This is a genomic window from Pseudomonas sp. S3_C06, assembly GCF_054667675.1.
Window position 1 is genome coordinate 6,108,657 of sequence record NZ_CP162747.1, and the last position, 17,808, is coordinate 6,126,464.

A 17,808-nucleotide genomic window follows, 5' to 3' on the forward strand; every position below is an offset into this window, starting at 1 on the left:
CGGGACAAATAAAAACGGGAAGCCCCAAGGCTTCCCGTTTTTCATCACGCGGCGAGATCAGATGACCTGAACAATCGCATCCGTCACAGCCTTGATGTTGCTCTGGTTCAGCGCTGCCACACAGATACGGCCGGTATCCAGTGCGTAAATGCCGAACTCGTTACGCAGGCGATGCACTTGCTCAGTGGTCAGGCCAGAGTAGGAGAACATCCCGCGCTGACGACCAACGAAGCTGAAGTCGCGGCCCGGTGCTTTCTCGGCCAGCAGGGCAACCATCTGCTCACGCATGCCGCGAATGCGCAAACGCATTTCAGCCAGTTCCGCTTCCCACTGCGCACGCAGTTCCGGGCTGTTCAACACCGCAGCAACGATGCTTGCACCGTGGGTCGGCGGGTTGGAGTAGTTGGTACGGATCACGCGTTTGACCTGCGACAGCACGCGCGCGCTTTCTTCTTTCGATTCGCTGATGATCGACAGCGCACCCACGCGCTCGCCGTACAGCGAGAACGACTTGGAGAACGAGCTCGAAACGAAGAAGGTCAGGCCGGATTCAGCGAACAGGCGCACGGCAGCGGCGTCTTCGTCGATACCGTCGCCAAAACCCTGATAAGCCATGTCGAGGAACGGCACGTGACCTTTGGCTTTAACCACTTCCAGTACGTTGTTCCAGTCCGCCGGGGTCAGGTCGACGCCGGTCGGGTTGTGGCAGCACGCATGGAGGATAACGATCGAGCCGTTCGGCAGGGCGTTGAGGTCTTCGAGCATGCCGGCACGGTTAACGTCGTGGGTGGCAGCGTCGTAGTAACGGTAGTTCTGCACCGGGAAACCGGCGGTTTCGAACAGCGCGCGGTGGTTTTCCCAGCTCGGGTCGCTGATCGCCACAACGGCGTTCGGCAGCAGTTGCTTGAGGAAGTCGGCACCGATTTTCAGGGCGCCGGTCCCGCCGACGGCCTGAGTGGTGATGACGCGACCGGCGCTGATCAGCGGCGAGTCGTTGCCGAACAGCAGCTTTTGCACGGCCTGGTCGTAGGCAGCGATGCCATCGATCGGCAGGTAACCGCGCGAAGCGTGTTGAGCGACGCGAATCGTCTCGGCTTCGATCACGGCGCGCAGAAGTGGAATTCGCCCCTCTTCGTTGCAGTAAACACCCACGCCCAGGTTGACCTTGGTGGTCCGGGTATCGGCGTTGAATGCTTCGTTGAGGCCCAGGATTGGATCGCGGGGTGCCATTTCGACAGCGGAGAACAGGCTCATTATTGCGGCGGCTCTGAATGGAGAATGGAGGGACGTGTCGCGCTCCAGCCGGATGCACTAGAGCGGTGCACAAACGGGGAGCTAGTATAGAGGCCATTACGGAACAATGGCGACAGGCGATTCGGCTTTTAGGGTAAGTTTTTCCGATTATTTCTTGACCGTTAGTCGACTGCTCGTGTCAGAGTCTTTAGCGGATGTAGGACGTTTGCCTTGAAAGAGCGGGCAATCGCCACCACATTGAGCACAATCCAGGTTTTTTCTTGCGCGACACCGGTCGTTTGCGGTCGTCCCCGTGGTGCTCCGCTTTGCTCGGAATGCCGCGATCCCAGAGGTGTATATGTCCGAATTCCAGCTCGTCACCCGCTTCGAGCCCGCCGGCGATCAACCGGAGGCCATCCGCCAATTGGTGGAGGGCATCGAGGCCGGGCTGGCGCACCAGACGCTGCTCGGTGTGACCGGCTCAGGCAAGACCTTCAGCATCGCCAATGTCATCTCGCAGATTCAGCGTCCGACCCTGGTGCTGGCGCCGAACAAGACCCTCGCTGCGCAGTTGTACGGCGAGTTCAAGGCGTTTTTCCCGAACAACGCCGTCGAATACTTCGTTTCCTACTACGACTACTACCAGCCCGAAGCCTATGTGCCGTCGTCCGACACCTTCATCGAGAAGGATGCATCGATCAACGACCACATCGAGCAGATGCGTCTGTCGGCGACCAAGGCGCTGCTCGAGCGCAAGGACGCGATCATCGTCACCACGGTGTCGTGCATCTACGGTCTCGGTAGCCCGGAAACCTATTTGAAGATGGTCTTGCACGTTGATCGCGGCGACAAGCTCGATCAGCGTGCGCTGCTGCGGCGTCTGGCCGACTTGCAGTACACCCGCAATGACATGGATTTTGCCCGCGCGACCTTCCGTGTGCGCGGCGATGTCATCGACATTTACCCGGCGGAATCCGATCTGGAAGCGATCCGCATCGAGCTGTTCGATGACGAGGTCGAAAGCATTTCCGCATTCGACCCGCTGACCGGCGAAGTCATCCGCAAGATGCCGCGCTTCACCTTTTACCCGAAGAGCCACTATGTGACGCCACGGGAAACCCTGCTCGACGCCATCGAACACATCAAGGTCGAACTGCAGGAACGCCTCGAATACCTGCGCAGCAACAACAAACTGGTGGAAGCCCAGCGCCTTGAACAGCGCACCCGTTTCGACCTGGAAATGATCCTCGAACTGGGTTACTGCAACGGTATCGAAAACTACTCGCGCTACCTGTCCGGGCGTCCGGCCGGTGCCGCGCCGCCAACGCTCTACGATTATCTGCCGGCCGACGCTTTGCTGGTGATCGACGAATCCCACGTCAGCGTGCCGCAGGTCGGCGCGATGTATAAGGGCGACCGTTCGCGTAAGGAAACACTGGTTGAATACGGTTTCCGTTTGCCGTCGGCGCTGGACAATCGGCCAATGCGTTTTGACGAGTGGGAAGGGGTCAGCCCGCAGACCATTTTTGTCTCGGCGACACCAGGCAACTACGAAGCCGAGCACGCCGGGCGCGTGGTCGAGCAAGTGGTGCGGCCGACCGGTCTGGTCGACCCGCAGGTAGAAGTGCGGCCGGCGCTGACTCAGGTCGACGACCTGCTCTCGGAAATCAGCAAACGTGTGGCGGTCGAGGAACGGGTGCTGGTCACCACGCTGACCAAGCGCATGGCCGAAGACCTTACCGATTACCTCGCCGACCACGGTGTGCGCGTACGTTATTTGCACTCGGACATAGACACCGTCGAGCGCGTGGAAATCATCCGTGATCTGCGCCTCGGCACCTTTGACGTGCTGGTGGGTATCAACCTGCTGCGTGAAGGCCTGGACATGCCGGAAGTGTCGCTGGTGGCGATTCTTGATGCGGACAAGGAAGGCTTCCTGCGTTCCGAGCGCTCGCTGATCCAGACCATCGGCCGGGCGGCGCGTAACCTCAATGGTCGGGCGATTCTCTACGCTGACCGCATGACCGGTTCGATGGAGCGAGCGATTGGCGAGACCGAGCGTCGTCGCGACAAGCAGATCGCCTTCAACCTGGAAAACGGCATCACCCCACGCGGGGTGATCAAGGACGTTGCCGACATCATGGAAGGCGCCACCGTGCCAGGCTCGCGCAGCAAGAAGCGCAAAGGCATGGCCAAAGCGGCCGAAGAGAACGCCAAATACGAAGCCGAACTGCGCTCGCCGAGCGAGATCACCAAACGCATTCGTGCGCTGGAAGAGAAGATGTATCAGCTGGCGCGGGATCTGGAGTTTGAAGCGGCGGCGCAGATGCGCGATGAGATTGCCAAGCTGCGCGAGCGGCTATTGGCTGTTTGATCTCTAGCGCCGGACAGGGCCTCTTCGCGAGCAGGCTCGCTCCCACATTGGAATTGTGTCGTTCACAAATCCCCTGTGGGAGCGAGCCTGCTCGCGAATGGCGGCGACTCGGTCTTAATGAGACTCCCCAGCCTTCAATCCTTGTGGCAATTTTTTGGTCAACAAAACCGCCAGCATGCTGATCCCCAACGCAATCCCGACAAAGTGAAACGCATCGTTGTAAGCCATGATCGCCGCCTGCTGATGGACGATCTCGCTCAACTTGCCCAACGCCGCCGTGTCACTGCCAAACCGATCGGTCATCGATGCCAGTCGCTCGGCCACTTGCGGATTGGTCGGCACCACCGCTTCACGCAGATAATCGAAGTAAGTCTTGGTGCGCGCATCCAGCAGCGTCGCCAGCAGAGCAATGCCAATCGCACCGCCAAGGTTACGCAGAATATTGAACAGACTCGACGCCGACCCCGCATCCTGCGGCAGGATGTACGCCGTGGCGATCAGCGAAATGGTCACCATGATCAACGGCTGGCCCAGTGCGCGGATGATCTGGATCTGATTGAACTGCGGCCCGGCAAAATCCGGGTTAAGCACCCCCGACGAAAAACTCGCCAGACCAAACAAACCAAACCCCAGCGTGCACAGCCATTTCGGCGAAACAAACTTCATCAGCTTCGGCACCAGCGGAATCAGAAACAGCTGTGGCACGCCCATCCACATGATCACTTCGCCGATCTGCAGGGCGTTGTAGTTCTGAATCTGCGCCAGATACAGCGGCAACAAATAGATCGAACCGTACAGTCCGACACCCATGCCCAGGCTGGAAATACTCGATAAACCAAAGTTGCGATTGCGCAGGATTCCCAAGTTGATCAGTGGATTCGGTTTGGAGATCTGCACGATGACAAAGGTGATCAGACTCACCAGCGCAATGCTGCCCAGCGTCACAATCAGGCTCGATTCCAGCCAGTCCTTGCGATGGCCCTCTTCAAGAAACACCTGCAAGCACCCGAGGCCGATGCCCAGCGTGAGGATGCCGGTGTAGTCGGTGCTTTTCAGTAATTCCCAGTGCGCTGCTTTCTTTTCCAGTCCGTACATCAACCCGGCGATCATGATCAGGCCCGGCGGAATGTTGATATAGAAGATGTATTCCCAACCCCAGTTTTCCGTGAGCCAGCCGCCCAGCGTCGGGCCGATGGACGGCGCGAAGGTCGCGGTCATGGCGAACATCGCCATGCCTTTGGCGCGGTGGTGTTCGGGGAGTTTGATCAGGGTCAGGGTGAACGCCAGCGGGATCAGCGCGCCGCCGGTGAAACCCTGCATGGCGCGGAAGACGATCATGCTCTCCAGGCTCCAGGCCATCGAGCACAGCAGCGATGACAGCAGAAAGCCCAGCGACACCCACACCGCCAGACGGCGCGCCGACAGCAGCTGCACCAGCCACGCGGTCAGCGGGATCATGATGATTTCCGCGACCAGATACGAGGTGGAAATCCACGAGCCTTCTTCCAGCGTCGCCGACAGTGCGCCCTGAATATCTTTCAGCGACGAGTTGGTGATCTGAATGTCGAGCACCGCCATAAAGGCGCCGAGCATCACGCTCATCACCGCAATCCAGTCGCGCCGGGTCGGCTCGCCGACCGGGCGGATCAGCGAATCACCGGCCATTTTCCGGGGCGTCTTTGATGTTCACGGTGGCGGTGACGGACATGCCCGGACGGATCTTGCCGTGCAGCGGGTTGTCGGCCTTGAAAGTCAGTTTCACCGGAATCCGCTGTACGACTTTGGTGAAGTTACCGGTGGCGTTGTCCGGCGGCAGCAGGCTGAACTGCGCGCCGGACGCGGCGAACAGACTATCGACCCGCGCTTCGATCGGCGTATCGCCATAGGCATCGAAGGTCAGCTCGGCTTTTTGGCCGGGTTGCATATGACCGATCTGGGTTTCCTTGAAGTTGGCCTGCACCCAGATGTCTTCGTCCGGGACGATCGACAGCAGATAAGCGCCGGCCTGCACCACTTGACCATTGCGCGCGGCGCGCTGGCCGACAAGACCGCTGATCGGCGCGTGGATTTCGCTGCGGGTCAGGTTGAGTTCGGCTTGCGCGAGATCGGCGCGGGCGTTGGCAATCTGTGCGTCGAGGCGTTTGATTTCCGCGTTCAGGGCGTTGACCTGTTGGCGCTGGCCTTGCGCATCAGCCTGCGCCTTGGCCACTTGCGAGCGAGCAATGTGGGCGTCGGCGGAGAGGGTGGTCACCCGTTCTTCGGAAACATAGCCGGGTTTGCGCAGGGTTTCGGCACGCGACAAATCCATCTGCGAGCGGCCGAGGGTGGCTTGGGTGGTTGCCACTTGCGCATCACTGGAAGCAATCAGACTGGCTTGCTGAGTCAATTTGCTTTGCGCTTGCAGGCGTTCCGCTTCGCGGGTGGCGAGGGCGGCATTGGCGCGATCGATGGCCAGGCGGAAATCATTGGGTTCGAGGCGCACCAGCAACTGGCCTTTTTCGACGTGCTGATTGTCCTGTACCAGCACTTCGTCGATGCGCGCGCTCAACTGGCTCGACACACGGGTGATTTCGCCCTGGACATAAGCGTTGTCGGTGCTTTCATAGAAGCGTCCCTTGAAAAACCAATGGGCGAAAAAGCCCCCGGCGATCAGCAGGACGAGCAGCAGGAAAATCAACAGGCGACGCTTGAGTTGGGCAGGCATGGGCAAACTGTAGTCAGGAATTGTAAGGAAAGTTATCAGCAGGCGAATCTGGCATACAGCCGATAAACGGTAAATGCCATCCTCTGATATTTGCCCATTCACCACGACTTACCGGCGTTCCAGAGGCAAACTTGGCTTAAATGCCCTGCCTGCTGGAGCGGGGCGGGTGTCGCCTGTTACCATTCGCCGCTTGATTGTTTTGCTTTTCATTCTTTTCGAGACATGCCATGACCACCGTCCGCACTCGCATCGCGCCATCGCCTACCGGGGATCCCCATGTAGGTACCGCTTACATCGCATTATTCAACTACTGCTTTGCCAAGCAGCATGGCGGTGAGTTCATCCTGCGGATCGAAGACACCGACCAGTTGCGTTCGACCCGCGAGTCCGAACAGCAGATCTTCGACGCCCTGCGCTGGCTGGGTATCGACTGGAGCGAAGGCCCGGACGTCGGCGGCCCGCACGGTCCATACCGGCAGAGCGAGCGCGGCGAGATCTACCAGAAGTACTGCCAGCAACTGGTCGACATGGGCCATGCGTTCCCATGCTTCTGCACCGCTGAAGAGCTGGATCAGATGCGCGCCGAGCAAATGGCTCGCGGCGAAACTCCACGTTACGACGGTCGCGCGCTGCTGCTGTCGAAGGAAGAAGTCGCCGCCCGTCTGGCTGCCGGCGAACCGCACGTGATCCGCATGAAAGTGCCGAGTGAAGGCGTTTGCGTGGTGCCGGACATGCTCCGTGGCGATGTCGAGATCCCGTGGGATCGCATGGACATGCAAGTGCTGATGAAGACCGACGGCCTGCCGACGTACTTCCTCGCCAACGTCGTCGACGACCATTTGATGGGCATCACCCACGTGCTGCGCGGCGAAGAGTGGCTGCCATCGGCGCCAAAACTGATCCTGCTTTACGAATACTTCGGCTGGGAACAACCGGAGCTGTGCTACATGCCGCTGCTGCGTAACCCGGACAAGAGCAAGCTGTCCAAGCGCAAGAACCCGACCTCGGTGACGTTCTACGAGCGCATGGGCTTCATGCCTGAGGCGATGCTCAACTACCTCGGTCGCATGGGTTGGTCGATGCCGGACGAGCGCGAGAAGTTCTCGCTGCAGGAAATGGTCGACAATTTCGACCTCAAGCGTGTGTCCCTTGGCGGGCCGATCTTCGACATCGAGAAGCTGTCGTGGCTCAACGGCCAGTGGCTGCGTGATCTGCCGGTGGAAGAGTTCGCCAGCCGTCTGCAAACCTGGGCATTGAACCCGGAATACATGATGAAGATCGCGCCGCTGGTTCAGGGTCGCGTCGAAACCTTCAGTCAGGTTGCACCGCTGGGCGGGTTCTTCTTCGCTGGTGGCGTCAATCCGGATGCCAAGTTGTTCGAATCGAAGAAACTCTCCGGCGATCAGGTTCGGCAGTTGATGCAGTTGATCCTGTGGAAGCTGGAAAGCCTGCGTCAGTGGGAGAAGGACAACATCACCGCGACGATTCAGGCAGTGGTCGAATCGCTGGAGTTGAAATTGCGCGATGCGATGCCATTGATGTTTGCCGCGATCACCGGGCAGGCGAGTTCGGTGTCGGTGCTCGATGCGATGGAAATCATTGGCCCGGACCTGACCCGTTATCGTCTGCGTCAGGCGATTGACCTACTGGGCGGCGTGTCGAAGAAAGAAAACAAAGAGTGGGAAAAGCTGCTGGGCGCTATCGCTTAAGCACGCCTGACTCTGCAGGAACCACCGAAGGCCGGGATCTTTTGATTCCGGCCTTCGGCGTTTTTCCCCCCGAATTTACGGGGGAGGGCGGTAAGTGATTGTTATGCCGACGAAAAACTTTGAAAAATTTCAAAAATAAGTTTGACAGGCTTTCGATACGCCCTTAAGATTCGCCCCGTCCTCAGCGATGACATCAACGATGAGGGGCTATAGCTCAGCTGGGAGAGCGCCTGCATGGCATGCAGGAGGTCAACGGTTCGATCCCGTTTAGCTCCACCAATTTACACTTCGAAGCCTGGCCACACCGGCTTCGAAGCGATCAACACTCAGCGTTGATCAGTTGTATAGAAGGGTTTGCGTCCCCTTCGTCTAGTGGCCTAGGACACCGCCCTTTCACGGCGGTAACAGGGGTTCGAGTCCCCTAGGGGACGCCAGTTTTACAGAAGCGATGTTGCAAGATGTCGCTCCGCCGCGAGGCGAAAAATCCGGGGCTTTAGCTCAGCTGGGAGAGCGCCTGCATGGCATGCAGGAGGTCAGCGGTTCGATCCCGCTAAGCTCCACCAATTTTACACGTTCAAGGTCTGGCCACACCGGCCTTGAATCGATCAGTTCTCAGCGCTGATCAGTTGTATAGAAGGTTTGTGTCCCCTTCGTCTAGTGGCCTAGGACACCGCCCTTTCACGGCGGTAACAGGGGTTCGAGTCCCCTAGGGGACGCCACGATTACCCGCTCTGCGGGATTTTATAAGGGTCATTCAATTATTGAATGGCCCTTTTGTTTGTCTGGCGTTTGGCCAACTCTCCTTTTTCCTTACACTGTGCTTCAGACCAGCGGTCATATCCTTGACTTGCAGAATATTATTATGCGAATAATATTCTAGTCGTAATATTCGGAGGCAACGATGAACGATAAAAAAGCTCAAACCCGCGAACGCATCCTTAAGGCTGCCAGCGCCGCACTGATTCAGCGTGGCCCGGCTGACCCGAGCGTGGGCGAAGTGATGGGCGCAGCCGGCCTCACAGTCGGTGGCTTCTACGCGCACTTCGAAAGCAAGGACGCAATGATGCTCGAAGCGTTCAAGCAATTGCTCGGCCGCCGCCGCGACCTGATTGCCGACATGGATGCCGAACTGACCGGCGAAGAGCGCCGCGCCCTGGTCGCTGCGTTCTACCTGTCGCGCAAGCATCGTGATTCCAGTGACGCGGCATGTCCGATTCCAGCTTCGATCGGCGAATTGGGCCGTTTGCCGGAGTCGTTCCGCATCGCGCTGAACGAGCACCTGGAATTGATGATTGCGCAGTTGGCGTCCAGCCCTGAGGACACCGACAAAGCCTTGGCCGATGTGGCCTTGATGGTGGGTGGTCTGGCACTCGCAAGAGCGCTCGGCCCGGGAGATTTATCCGATCGATTGCTGCGCGCTGCCAAGTCGGCGGTGCGTTGACCTGAAGGCAACACGCCTGAGGAGAGAGCGATGAACACGTTGAAGTGGATTCGTGGCGTTAATGGCACCTTGGGCTGGATTGCACCGAAACGGGTTGCGAGCAAAATGCGTCTGGCGTTCATGACGCCGCGCGCGCTGCCATTGCGCGATTGGGAGCTGCCGCTGCTGGCAAGTTCCGAGCGGATCACTTTGCGCTTCGGTCTCTCGGCGCTGCGCTGGGGCCAAGGCCCGGCGGTGTTGCTGATGCACGGCTGGGAAGGGCGGCCAACTCAGTTCGCCGCGCTGATCACCGCGCTGGTCGACGCCGGTTATACCGTCGTCGCGCTCGATGGTCCGGCCCACGGACGTTCGCCGGGGCGTGAAGCCAATGTCGTGTTGTTCGCCCGGGCGATGCTCGAAGCGGCTGCCGAGTTGCCGCCACTGCAAGCGGTCATCGGTCATTCCATGGGCGGCGCCAGCGCCATGCTCGCCGTGCAATTGGGCTTGCGCACCGAAACCCTCGTCAGCATCGCCGCGCCTGCGCGCATTCTTGGCGTACTGCGCGGATTTGCTCGCTACGTTGGTATGCCGCCTCGGGCCCGTTCCGCTTTCATTCGCCAGGTCGAACAAGATGTCGGCATGCGCGCCGCGACTCTCGACGTTGCCCACTATCAACTGGATATGCCCGGCCTGATCGTGCATGCCGAGGACGACAACTTCGTCTCGGTCAAGGAATCGCAACTGATCCACGAATCCTGGTTCGACAGTCGCCTGTTGCGCCTTGAAGGCGGCGGTCATCAGCGTGTGTTGGCCGACCCTCGAGTGGTTGATGGCGTGTTATCACTGCTGGCCGGCCGCAGTCTTCAGGCGCGCCAATCGGCCTGAGCTCCGTTACACTGCCCCGGTTGAATACATTGACCGGGAGTGGGGCATGGGCTGGGATCGGGCAACGCCGTTTACCATTGATCTGCAAGTAGGCGCCGAGGACATCGACGGGCTGGGCCACGCGAATAACGCGGTGTACGTGACCTGGCTCGAGCGCTGCGCCTGGCGCCACTCGCAGCGTCTGGGCCTGGATCTGGTCGAGTATCGGCGACTGGATCGGGCGATGGCCGTGGTGCGCCATGAGATCGATTATCTGGCTGCGGCCTATGAGGGCGATGAGCTGCAATTGGCGACGTGGATTGTTGATTGGGATCAGCGTCTGAAGATGACCCGGCATTTCCAGCTCAAGCGCCCGAGCGACAACACCACGCTGCTGCGCGCGCAAACCACGTTTGTCTGCATTGAACTCTCCACGGGCAAGCCCAAGCGCATGCCGGCCGAGTTCATCGAGGGCTATGGCCCGGCGATCCAGATCCCGGAATCTGCCCGAATCTAAACTGTAGGAGTGAGCCTGCTCGCGATAGCGGTGTGTCAGCCGACATATGCCTCACTGACACACCGCTATCGCGAGCAGGCTCGCTCCCACAAGGTTTCTGCGATTTCTTGCGATATCCAGTAAACTGCCGCACGTTTTTCTTCAAGTAGTGTTTTCCCATGCAAATTGCTCTGGCGCCCATGGAGGGGTTGGTCGACGACATCCTCCGCGACGTGCTGACCCGCGTTGGCGGCATCGACTGGTGCGTGACCGAATTCATTCGGGTCAACGATCAGTTGCTCACGCCGGCCTATTTCCACAAGTTCGGCCCGGAGCTGCTCAACGGTGCGCGCACCGCGTCCGGTGTGCCATTGCGCGTGCAATTGCTCGGTTCCGACCCGGTGTGCCTGGCGGAAAACGCTGCGCTGGCCTGCGAACTCGGCTCCGAAGTGATCGACCTCAACTTCGGCTGCCCGGCCAAGACCGTGAACAAATCCCGTGGCGGCGCCGTGCTGCTGAAAGAGCCGGAACTGCTCAATCAGATCGTCGAACACGTGCGCCGCGCCGTACCCGCGCATATTCCTGTGACTGCGAAAATGCGCCTGGGCTTCGATAGCCCCGACGGTTCGCTGGTCTGCGCCACGGCATTGGCTGAGGGCGGCGCCGAGCACATTGTGGTTCACGCCCGAACCAAGATGGATGGCTACAAACCGCCCGCACACTGGGAGTGGATTCCGCGTGTGCAGGACGTGGTCAAAGTCCCGGTGTTCGCCAACGGTGATATCTGGAGCGTCGAAGACTGGCGTCGTTGCCGCGAGATCAGTGGCGTGGAGGACATCATGCTCGGTCGCGGTCTGGTGTCGCGCCCGGATCTGGCCAAGCAGATCGCTGCCGCCCGCGCTGGCGAAGAAGTGGTCGAGATGACGTGGGCCGAGCTGATGCCGCTGATCCAGGACTTCTGGTTGCAAGCCAAAGCGCAGATGACCTCCCGCCAATCGCCGGGCCGATTGAAGCAATGGCTGGCGATGCTGACGCGCAATTATCCCGAGGCCACCGAGCTGTTCACTGTTCTGCGCCGTGAGACGGAACCGGATCACGTCTCGCGTTTGCTCGGTCTGCCGGTCGCCGAAGCGGCCTGAAAAAAATCTGCAAATAGTCTCTTGAAATCATTTCAGCGGTCCCTATCTAAGGGTTACGCGATGCCGAATTCGGGTCGCGGAGTCAAAAAAACTTGCTGATTGTTTTCAGGAGATTTGAACCATGAGTACTGCATTTTCCCTCGCGCCACTGTTCCGTTCCTCGGTAGGTTTCGACCGTTTCAACGACCTGTTCGAAACTGCCCTGCGCAACGAGCCAGGCAGCAGCTACCCACCTTACAACGTCGAAAAGCACGGTGATGACCAGTACCGTATCGTCGTTGCCGCCGCCGGTTTCCAGGAAGATGACCTGGAGCTGCAAGTCGAAAAAGGTGTGCTGACCATCAGTGGTGGCAAGCGTGATGCCAACGAAGGCGTGACCTTCCTGCACCAGGGCATCGCCCAGCGTGCGTTCAAGCTGTCCTTCCGTCTGGCCGATCACATCGAGATCAAGGCTGCCGATCTGAAAAACGGTCTGCTGAGCATCGACCTGTTGCGCGTGATCCCGGAAGAAGCGAAAGCCAAACGCATCCCGATCAACGGGACGCAGAAGCCGGCGTTGCAGCACTGAGTCATGAGCCGCAACACAATCGCCTGAACCGGCGATGAGCCGCTGAATGAAGGCCCCGATACGTCGGGGCCTTTTTTGTGCGCGCAAGAAAACCGTTGTTCGACTTTGCCACTGGCGGCGGTTTCTCTACAATCCGCGGCAGTTTTGCCGACCCCCATTCCTCACCGGTCGGCCTGGAGCCTTTTTTCATGGACGAGATTCAACAGCGCTGGCTGTGCGCCCTGTCTGCACCCATGGCGGCGATCAATACCGGCGCCAGCTACGACGACCCCGCGTTCTGCGACGATCGCTACATCGACCTGAAGGACAGTTGGGGGATCGATGACCGTGGCCAGCTGTTCGACATGCTCGTACGGATGACCGACGACGGCCATGCCAAGCACCTCAGCGCGGCCTACTTGGCGTGGCAGCGTTGTCTGCCAAGTGAATGGCAGGCTCTGCTTGACGACCTGAGTCCCCGCGAACGCATCCTGCATGAGTTTGCCAGTCGCACGTTCGGCAGTTGCGGGCCGGGCGGGATTTTGTCCTGGGACTATGGCCGCATGGGCTTTCTCTTGCGTTGCGCGGTGCGCAATCAGTGGGTCGACCTGGACGAAAGCAATTGGCTGCACAGTCGTTTGGCCCTCAGAGCGCAATTTCACTACGGTAGCTGGATGGCTTACTTCGACGGCTTTGTCGTGGGCCGGACCTTTTGGTCCTGCCTGAGCGCCAGCGACGATAAGCTGGCGCGCGAACTCGATCGACAAGGCGCCAACGCCCTTAACGTGCGGATTGCCCGTGGCCTTGCCGAGAACATTCCCCAGTTCCTTGCTGATTTGCCGTGGCACATGGAAATTGATTTGCCGCCGCGCCCGGCATCGCTCAAGGAGTTCGACTGGTCATGAGTTGCTGGATCCGCCTGGGCATCGAGCCTACTAACGACGAAAACCTTATCCGCAACGCCTACCGCGCACGTTTGCCGGCGCATCATCCGGAGACCGACCCGCAAGGCTTCCAGGCGCTGCGCGCGGCCTACGAAAACGCCCTGCGTCTGGCGCGTGAAGACGAGGAAGAAGAGCCCGAGGACGAGTACGAGTCCCAAGCCTCAGAACAGACTGTCGTTGAGGTCCCTCCGGTGTTCGGGGATTTTTGCGAGCTGCTGGATGATCCCGCGCGTCGGTTCAATTTCGCCGCGTGGCAGGTATTTGTCCGAGGGCTGGATGAGCTGTCGCTGGACGTGCTCGATGAAGTCAGCTGGGGCCTGTACCACCGGATGGCCGACGCCGGTCCGTTGTCGTACCGCTGCGCGAATCTGTTGGCCAAGCGTATGGCCTGGGATCAACAGTTGCTGGATCTGGGCTTCGACGACGCACATCAGGTGGGGTTCTTTCTCCAGCGAATCGAAACGCCGGACCCGTTTGATACGGATCTGATGAGCACATGGTCAGAGGCAGCCCAGACTGAATCGCTGTGGTACGCCCGTAGCCTCGACTTCATCTTCAACCAGCGTCCACTGCAGGAGTTCGCCGACTTCGCCAGTCAGCACACCTGCCTGCCGTTGCCGGAGGATGCCGCGTTCCTCAAGCGGCTGCTGGTGCAGTTCACTCAGGCAGGTATCGGCGGCCCGACGTTTTTGCAGTGCTGTGTCGAACAGCAGCTTGCTGCACCGGATGATGTCGACTGGCTTTACCTGTTGGCCTGTCAGAGCAGTCTGCTGGGCCGGGACGATCAGGCATTGCCGTGCTGGATCCGGCTGTGGAACGAGCATCGCCATCCGATGGCGGAAAGTCGTCTGCTGGAGCTCTGCGCCAAGCGCCAGCCGACTTTTCTGCCCCTGTTGATTCAGGCATTCGATCGCCTGCAGGGCGTCTGTGACTGGCCAGAGGATCTTGGCGATGACACCCAGGTGTATGGCTGTCCGTCACAACACCCCGAGACGCTGAACCGCTGGCTGGGTGTCGGACGGTTAAAGCTTGAGAGCCTTGCGCAAAGCTTTGTCGATTGGCGCATGAGCGGTGATGAGCTGCCCTTGCTCGCGCAATTGCTGGGCGAAAATTCCGATAGCCGATTGCTGCATTTGTACCGCCACGCCTGGGCGCTGCATCGGGGTGATACGGCGTTGTTGCAGCAGATTGTGGATGCGCCGCTGCCCATTGATGCCCTCGAAAGCCTGGTGATGAGCGGATTCAAGTATCAGGCCGCGCAACACCTGCTCTGGCTGAACGAGGCACCGATAGCGCTGGCCATGAGTGCTTTCTGCGATGCGCATTCAAGTGCCCGGCCATTGCCGCAGGTGCTGACAAAAGGTGAGCCGCACAAAGTCTGTCGTCTGTGGTTGTGTCGCTTGCGGCCTTACAGCGACGCTGCGCTGGAACGACTGGCAGACGCGTTCACGCTGGCCGCGGTCAAAGATGATTGCGACTTGTCCGAACTCGATTTGATTCTGCAGTTGAGCCGTCGCGGGATTCAGTTGCCGCCGGTCGGGCTGGGTGAGGCCACCTGGGAGTGGCACGCGCAGACCTTGTTCTTGCTGGCATTGCTGGAACAACCCGAACGCTGGCTGCAAATGATGGATGCGCAGTGCGTGGAGCGCCTGCCTTTCAATCCGGCCCATCCCTTGAGTCGCCTGCAACCTTTGTTGCGGCGCTTGCAGCGTGAGCAAGGCCACTGCGCCGGCTTGCTCGGATGGCTGCAGGGCAGTGACCCGGTGCACGGCTTGTTGGTGCAGCAATTGTTCAGCGTACAGCAGGCACTCGACAGCGCGCGATTGCCGGCCAATACCCTGCTTTACACCTGCCTCGAAAGTGATCGTGCGGCATGCGGCGATGATTTGCTGGGTTTGATGATGTTCTGGGGCGTGCTCTATCACGACCCGAGCCTGAGTGCCGAACAGCATCGTGCATTGTTGCAGTCGATCGCGGCGGTCAGCTGCGAGGACGATTGGTTCGAAGGCTTCCGCGACGGCTTGATCAAGGGCGAACCGGTGTGGCCGCCGCGCAAAGTGCTGACCGATTTTGGCGTCGACAAACTGCTGGCGTACGAGGCGCTGGACGCGCTCAAGGGCTTGATTCGCTATGGCGCTGCCGGGGTGCCGAAAACGCGCGTCCTGCGCCAACTGCAACAGGGCAAGGACGATGTGCAGAACAGTGTCGGGTTGCGCCTGGCCCTGTGCGCGATATTGTCCTGGTCGGAACGATTACTGTTGGCGAAAAGCGATGTGCAGCCGGTACCGGCGAGAGCGATCTGGCGTCTCGGCTCGCGGTTGGGGCGCAAGGCTTTTATCGCTCAGGTCTTGGGGTGTTTGGTGATTGCTCCGGTGGCAGGTCTGATCAGTGGCACTACGGGCGCAGGCATTCTTATCCTGCTATTGGGCGTGCTGCTGGTGTTCGGCGCTATTCTGCGCCGCTTGCACGACATGGGCCGGGGCATTCCGACGTTGCTGATCTTCATGGCGCTGACGCCGGTTCTGCCATTTTTGCCGTTGGTGTTGTTCGGGCTTGCCGGTGACAAGTTGCCCAACCGCTATGGTGTGCCGCCGGACAGCGGCGATTCCGAGATGCTGTCCGGCGGCTTGCAGGCTGCCTTGCGGCGACTCAACGGCTAGAGGCGCAGTTGATCCAGCGCCTTGTTCAGCTCTGAGCGATGGCTGGCAATCTCCGAGGGTTGCTGGCCGCCGAGCACGGTGGTGAAGTTGTGCAACCATTCGGCAATGTGCTCGCGTTGCGTGCCGAGGCTTTGCATCCATGCCCGCTCCAGACGGGCGAGCAACGTGCGGTTGGGCAACGCATCGCGCGGATGGACTTTCAGTGTCGACAGCCGGTTATGGCTGTCGCGACGTGCTTGCTCATTCAGACCGGTGGGGCTGCGGTCGATGCTGTGACTGTGGCGCTCACCGGTTTCGAGCAGGGTGACGTCCACCTCGAGCAAACCGTTGATGTCATAGCTGAAGCGTACATCCAGCTCCTGGATGTGTTCAGTGGGCGTCAACGTCACATCGAAAGCATCAATCAGAATGTTGTCGCAAACCCACGGCCGTTCACCCTGATAGACGGCGATGCGCAGCAGCGATTGCTTAGGCTGGGTGGTGTAATAGCGCTCCACCCTTGACGTCGGAATGATGGTGTTACGTTCGATGATGGGCGAGAACGCGCCTTTGATGTCTTCGCCACGCATGGTCGCAATCCCCAGCGTATACGGGCAGACATCCGTCAGAATCAACTCTTCAACCGCACCGTCACGCGCCTTGCACGCCGCTTGCGTCGCCGCCCCCAGCGCAACAATCGTGTCCGGATCAAGATGCCGGTAAGGCAGGCGTCCGAACAGCGTGGCGACCATTTGCTGGACTGCCGGCATGCGCGTGGCGCCGCCGACCAGCACCAGGCTGTCGAGGTCGCGAGGTTTGAGGCGAGCATCGCGCAAGGCCTGTTCGATCGGCGCGCGCAAACGCGCCAGCAGCGGCTCCCAGATTTTTACCGCCGCCGCTTCGTCCAGAGACCATTCAAACGTCTTGTCGGCGTGACGCCAACTCAGTTTTTGAATGCCTTCACCGAGTTTGCATTTGAGCTGCTCAAGCGCATCACCGAGGCTGGCCATGCTTTGCGCATCGACCATGGCCGGGGTCAGTTGCCAGTGTTTCAGGCAGGCCTGCAACAGCGCGGCGGTGAAGTCTTCGCCACCGAGAAAGTTGTCGCCGGTGGAGGCGTGCACTTCGATCAGTGGCAAAGCGTATTCCAGCACCGTGACATCGAAGGTGCCGCCGCCCAGATCGAAGATCAGCGTGCGTTCGAATTTCTGCTCATGCAGCCCGTAAGCCATGGCCGCAGCGGTCGGCTCGTTGATCAGGCGTGTCACCGAGAGCCCGGCCAGTTCGGCGGCAAACAGCGTGCGTTTGCGTTGTTCGTCGCTGAAATACGCCGGGACGGAAATCACCGCTTCTGCAACCGGGTGGCCGAGAAAGGCTTCGGCGTCCTGCTTGAGTGAGCCGAGCACCAGCGCCGACAACTCTTCGGGGCTGAACTGACGTGCGCCGAGCTGGACTTGTTTGTCGCTGCCCATGAAACGCTTGAATGCTGCAGCGGTTCGTTCCGGGTGCGTGGTCAGGCGGGCGCGGGCGGCTTTGCCGACCAGAATCGTGTCGTCTTCATCGAGGCTGACCACCGAGGGCGTCAGCACATCGCCCAGAGCGTTGGGAATCAGGCGGGCCTGACCGTCCTGCCAGACGGCGATCAGACTGTTGGTGGTGCCAAGGTCGATGCCCAGCAGAGCCGGGCGGGGGAGGGATGCATCCTGCATGACAGATCTCGAAACGGCGCAAAAAACGCG

The 17,808-nt window shown here is 59.9% G+C and carries 13 protein-coding genes and 4 tRNA genes; 13 read left to right on the forward strand and 4 right to left on the reverse strand.

The window, feature by feature from the left end:
- Positions 1–57: 57 nt before the first annotated feature.
- The gene (locus AB4N44_RS27065) at positions 58–1,254 is read right to left on the reverse strand and encodes an amino acid aminotransferase (protein ID WP_038363598.1); all 1,197 of its coding nucleotides are present in this window, start codon (positions 1,252–1,254) and stop codon (positions 58–60) included.
- 337 nt (positions 1,255–1,591) lie between these two features.
- Here AB4N44_RS27065 and uvrB point away from each other — a divergent pair, with 337 nt between their 5' ends.
- The gene (gene uvrB / locus AB4N44_RS27070; protein WP_007913411.1) at positions 1,592–3,607 is read left to right on the forward strand and encodes an excinuclease ABC subunit UvrB; all 2,016 of its coding nucleotides are present in this window, start codon (positions 1,592–1,594) and stop codon (positions 3,605–3,607) included.
- A 114-nt stretch (positions 3,608–3,721) separates the two neighbouring features.
- Here the strand turns inward: uvrB and AB4N44_RS27075 are convergent, their stop codons facing one another.
- Together AB4N44_RS27075 and AB4N44_RS27080 are read right to left on the reverse strand one after the other, a co-directional pair.
- Positions 3,722–5,272, reverse strand: coding sequence for an MDR family MFS transporter (locus AB4N44_RS27075; RefSeq protein WP_160039034.1), 1,551 nt, complete (start codon positions 5,270–5,272; stop codon positions 3,722–3,724).
- Entirely contained in the window at positions 5,262–6,311 is a 1,050-nt protein-coding gene (locus AB4N44_RS27080; RefSeq protein WP_316917955.1) for an HlyD family secretion protein, read from the reverse strand. The genes AB4N44_RS27075 and AB4N44_RS27080 overlap by 11 nt, the downstream gene beginning before the upstream one ends.
- A gap of 227 nt (positions 6,312–6,538) precedes the next feature.
- Between AB4N44_RS27080 and gltX the strand changes: the two genes are divergently transcribed.
- From gltX to AB4N44_RS27140, 12 genes are all read left to right on the forward strand, one after another.
- Positions 6,539–8,020 carry a glutamate--tRNA ligase gene (gene gltX, locus AB4N44_RS27085; RefSeq protein ID WP_077571914.1) on the forward strand — a complete coding sequence of 494 codons (1,482 nt, stop codon included), beginning with the start codon at positions 6,539–6,541 and terminating at the stop codon, positions 8,018–8,020.
- Positions 8,021–8,223: 203 nt separating this feature from the next.
- Positions 8,224–8,299 (forward strand) — tRNA-Ala (locus AB4N44_RS27090).
- Between the two features lie 79 nt (positions 8,300–8,378).
- A tRNA-Glu gene (locus tag AB4N44_RS27095) sits at positions 8,379–8,454 on the forward strand.
- Positions 8,455–8,507: 53 nt separating this feature from the next.
- Positions 8,508–8,583 (forward strand) — tRNA-Ala (locus AB4N44_RS27100).
- A gap of 80 nt (positions 8,584–8,663) precedes the next feature.
- A tRNA-Glu gene (locus AB4N44_RS27105) sits at positions 8,664–8,739 on the forward strand.
- Between the two features lie 182 nt (positions 8,740–8,921).
- Positions 8,922–9,461 (forward strand): TetR/AcrR family transcriptional regulator, encoded by a 540-nt coding sequence (locus AB4N44_RS27110; protein ID WP_007913421.1) that lies wholly within the window; start codon positions 8,922–8,924, stop codon positions 9,459–9,461.
- Positions 9,462–9,491: 30 nt separating this feature from the next.
- The gene (locus tag AB4N44_RS27115) at positions 9,492–10,325 is read left to right on the forward strand and encodes an alpha/beta fold hydrolase (protein ID WP_150773989.1); all 834 of its coding nucleotides are present in this window, start codon (positions 9,492–9,494) and stop codon (positions 10,323–10,325) included.
- Between the two features lie 46 nt (positions 10,326–10,371).
- Positions 10,372–10,821 carry an acyl-CoA thioesterase gene (locus tag AB4N44_RS27120; RefSeq protein WP_127926571.1) on the forward strand — a complete coding sequence of 150 codons (450 nt, stop codon included), beginning with the start codon at positions 10,372–10,374 and terminating at the stop codon, positions 10,819–10,821.
- 158 nt (positions 10,822–10,979) lie between these two features.
- Positions 10,980–11,939, forward strand: a complete 960-nt coding sequence (locus tag AB4N44_RS27125; RefSeq protein ID WP_150773990.1) for a tRNA dihydrouridine synthase — start codon at positions 10,980–10,982, stop codon at positions 11,937–11,939.
- Between the two features lie 121 nt (positions 11,940–12,060).
- A complete protein-coding gene (locus AB4N44_RS27130; protein ID WP_127926572.1) occupies positions 12,061–12,507 on the forward strand; it encodes an Hsp20 family protein in 447 nt (148 codons plus the stop codon).
- 188 nt (positions 12,508–12,695) lie between these two features.
- On the forward strand, positions 12,696–13,391 hold the full coding sequence (locus tag AB4N44_RS27135) for a DUF1266 domain-containing protein (protein ID WP_460111327.1): 696 nt from the start codon (positions 12,696–12,698) through the stop codon (positions 13,389–13,391).
- Positions 13,388–16,090 (forward strand): DUF805 domain-containing protein, encoded by a 2,703-nt coding sequence (locus AB4N44_RS27140; protein WP_460111324.1) that lies wholly within the window; start codon positions 13,388–13,390, stop codon positions 16,088–16,090. Before AB4N44_RS27135 ends, AB4N44_RS27140 begins: the two co-directional genes overlap by 4 nt.
- On the opposite strand, the gene AB4N44_RS27145 is transcribed toward AB4N44_RS27140, so the two are convergent.
- Entirely contained in the window at positions 16,087–17,778 is a 1,692-nt protein-coding gene (locus AB4N44_RS27145; protein ID WP_460111321.1) for an Hsp70 family protein, read from the reverse strand. The two genes, AB4N44_RS27140 and AB4N44_RS27145, sit on opposite strands and share 4 nt — an antisense overlap.
- Positions 17,779–17,808: the final 30 nt, after the last annotated feature.

What these genes read in the sequence shown, in the direction of transcription:
- AB4N44_RS27075 (WP_160039034.1), bottom strand. Translation starts at nt 5,272, where the DNA reads ATGGCCGGTGATTCGCTGATCCGCCCGGTCGGCGAGCCGACCCGGCGC.
- AB4N44_RS27115 (WP_150773989.1), top strand. Translation starts at nt 9,492, where the DNA reads ATGAACACGTTGAAGTGGATTCGTGGCGTTAATGGCACCTTGGGCTGG.
- AB4N44_RS27145 (WP_460111321.1), bottom strand. Translation starts at nt 17,778, where the DNA reads ATGCAGGATGCATCCCTCCCCCGCCCGGCTCTGCTGGGCATCGACCTT.
- AB4N44_RS27120 (WP_127926571.1), top strand. Translation starts at nt 10,372, where the DNA reads ATGGGCTGGGATCGGGCAACGCCGTTTACCATTGATCTGCAAGTAGGC.
- AB4N44_RS27080 (WP_316917955.1), bottom strand. Translation starts at nt 6,311, where the DNA reads ATGCCTGCCCAACTCAAGCGTCGCCTGTTGATTTTCCTGCTGCTCGTC.
- AB4N44_RS27135 (WP_460111327.1), top strand. Translation starts at nt 12,696, where the DNA reads ATGGACGAGATTCAACAGCGCTGGCTGTGCGCCCTGTCTGCACCCATG.
- uvrB (WP_007913411.1), top strand. Translation starts at nt 1,592, where the DNA reads ATGTCCGAATTCCAGCTCGTCACCCGCTTCGAGCCCGCCGGCGATCAA.
- AB4N44_RS27110 (WP_007913421.1), top strand. Translation starts at nt 8,922, where the DNA reads ATGAACGATAAAAAAGCTCAAACCCGCGAACGCATCCTTAAGGCTGCC.
- gltX (WP_077571914.1), top strand. Translation starts at nt 6,539, where the DNA reads ATGACCACCGTCCGCACTCGCATCGCGCCATCGCCTACCGGGGATCCC.
- AB4N44_RS27130 (WP_127926572.1), top strand. Translation starts at nt 12,061, where the DNA reads ATGAGTACTGCATTTTCCCTCGCGCCACTGTTCCGTTCCTCGGTAGGT.
- AB4N44_RS27125 (WP_150773990.1), top strand. Translation starts at nt 10,980, where the DNA reads ATGCAAATTGCTCTGGCGCCCATGGAGGGGTTGGTCGACGACATCCTC.
- AB4N44_RS27140 (WP_460111324.1), top strand. Translation starts at nt 13,388, where the DNA reads ATGAGTTGCTGGATCCGCCTGGGCATCGAGCCTACTAACGACGAAAAC.
- AB4N44_RS27065 (WP_038363598.1), bottom strand. Translation starts at nt 1,254, where the DNA reads ATGAGCCTGTTCTCCGCTGTCGAAATGGCACCCCGCGATCCAATCCTG.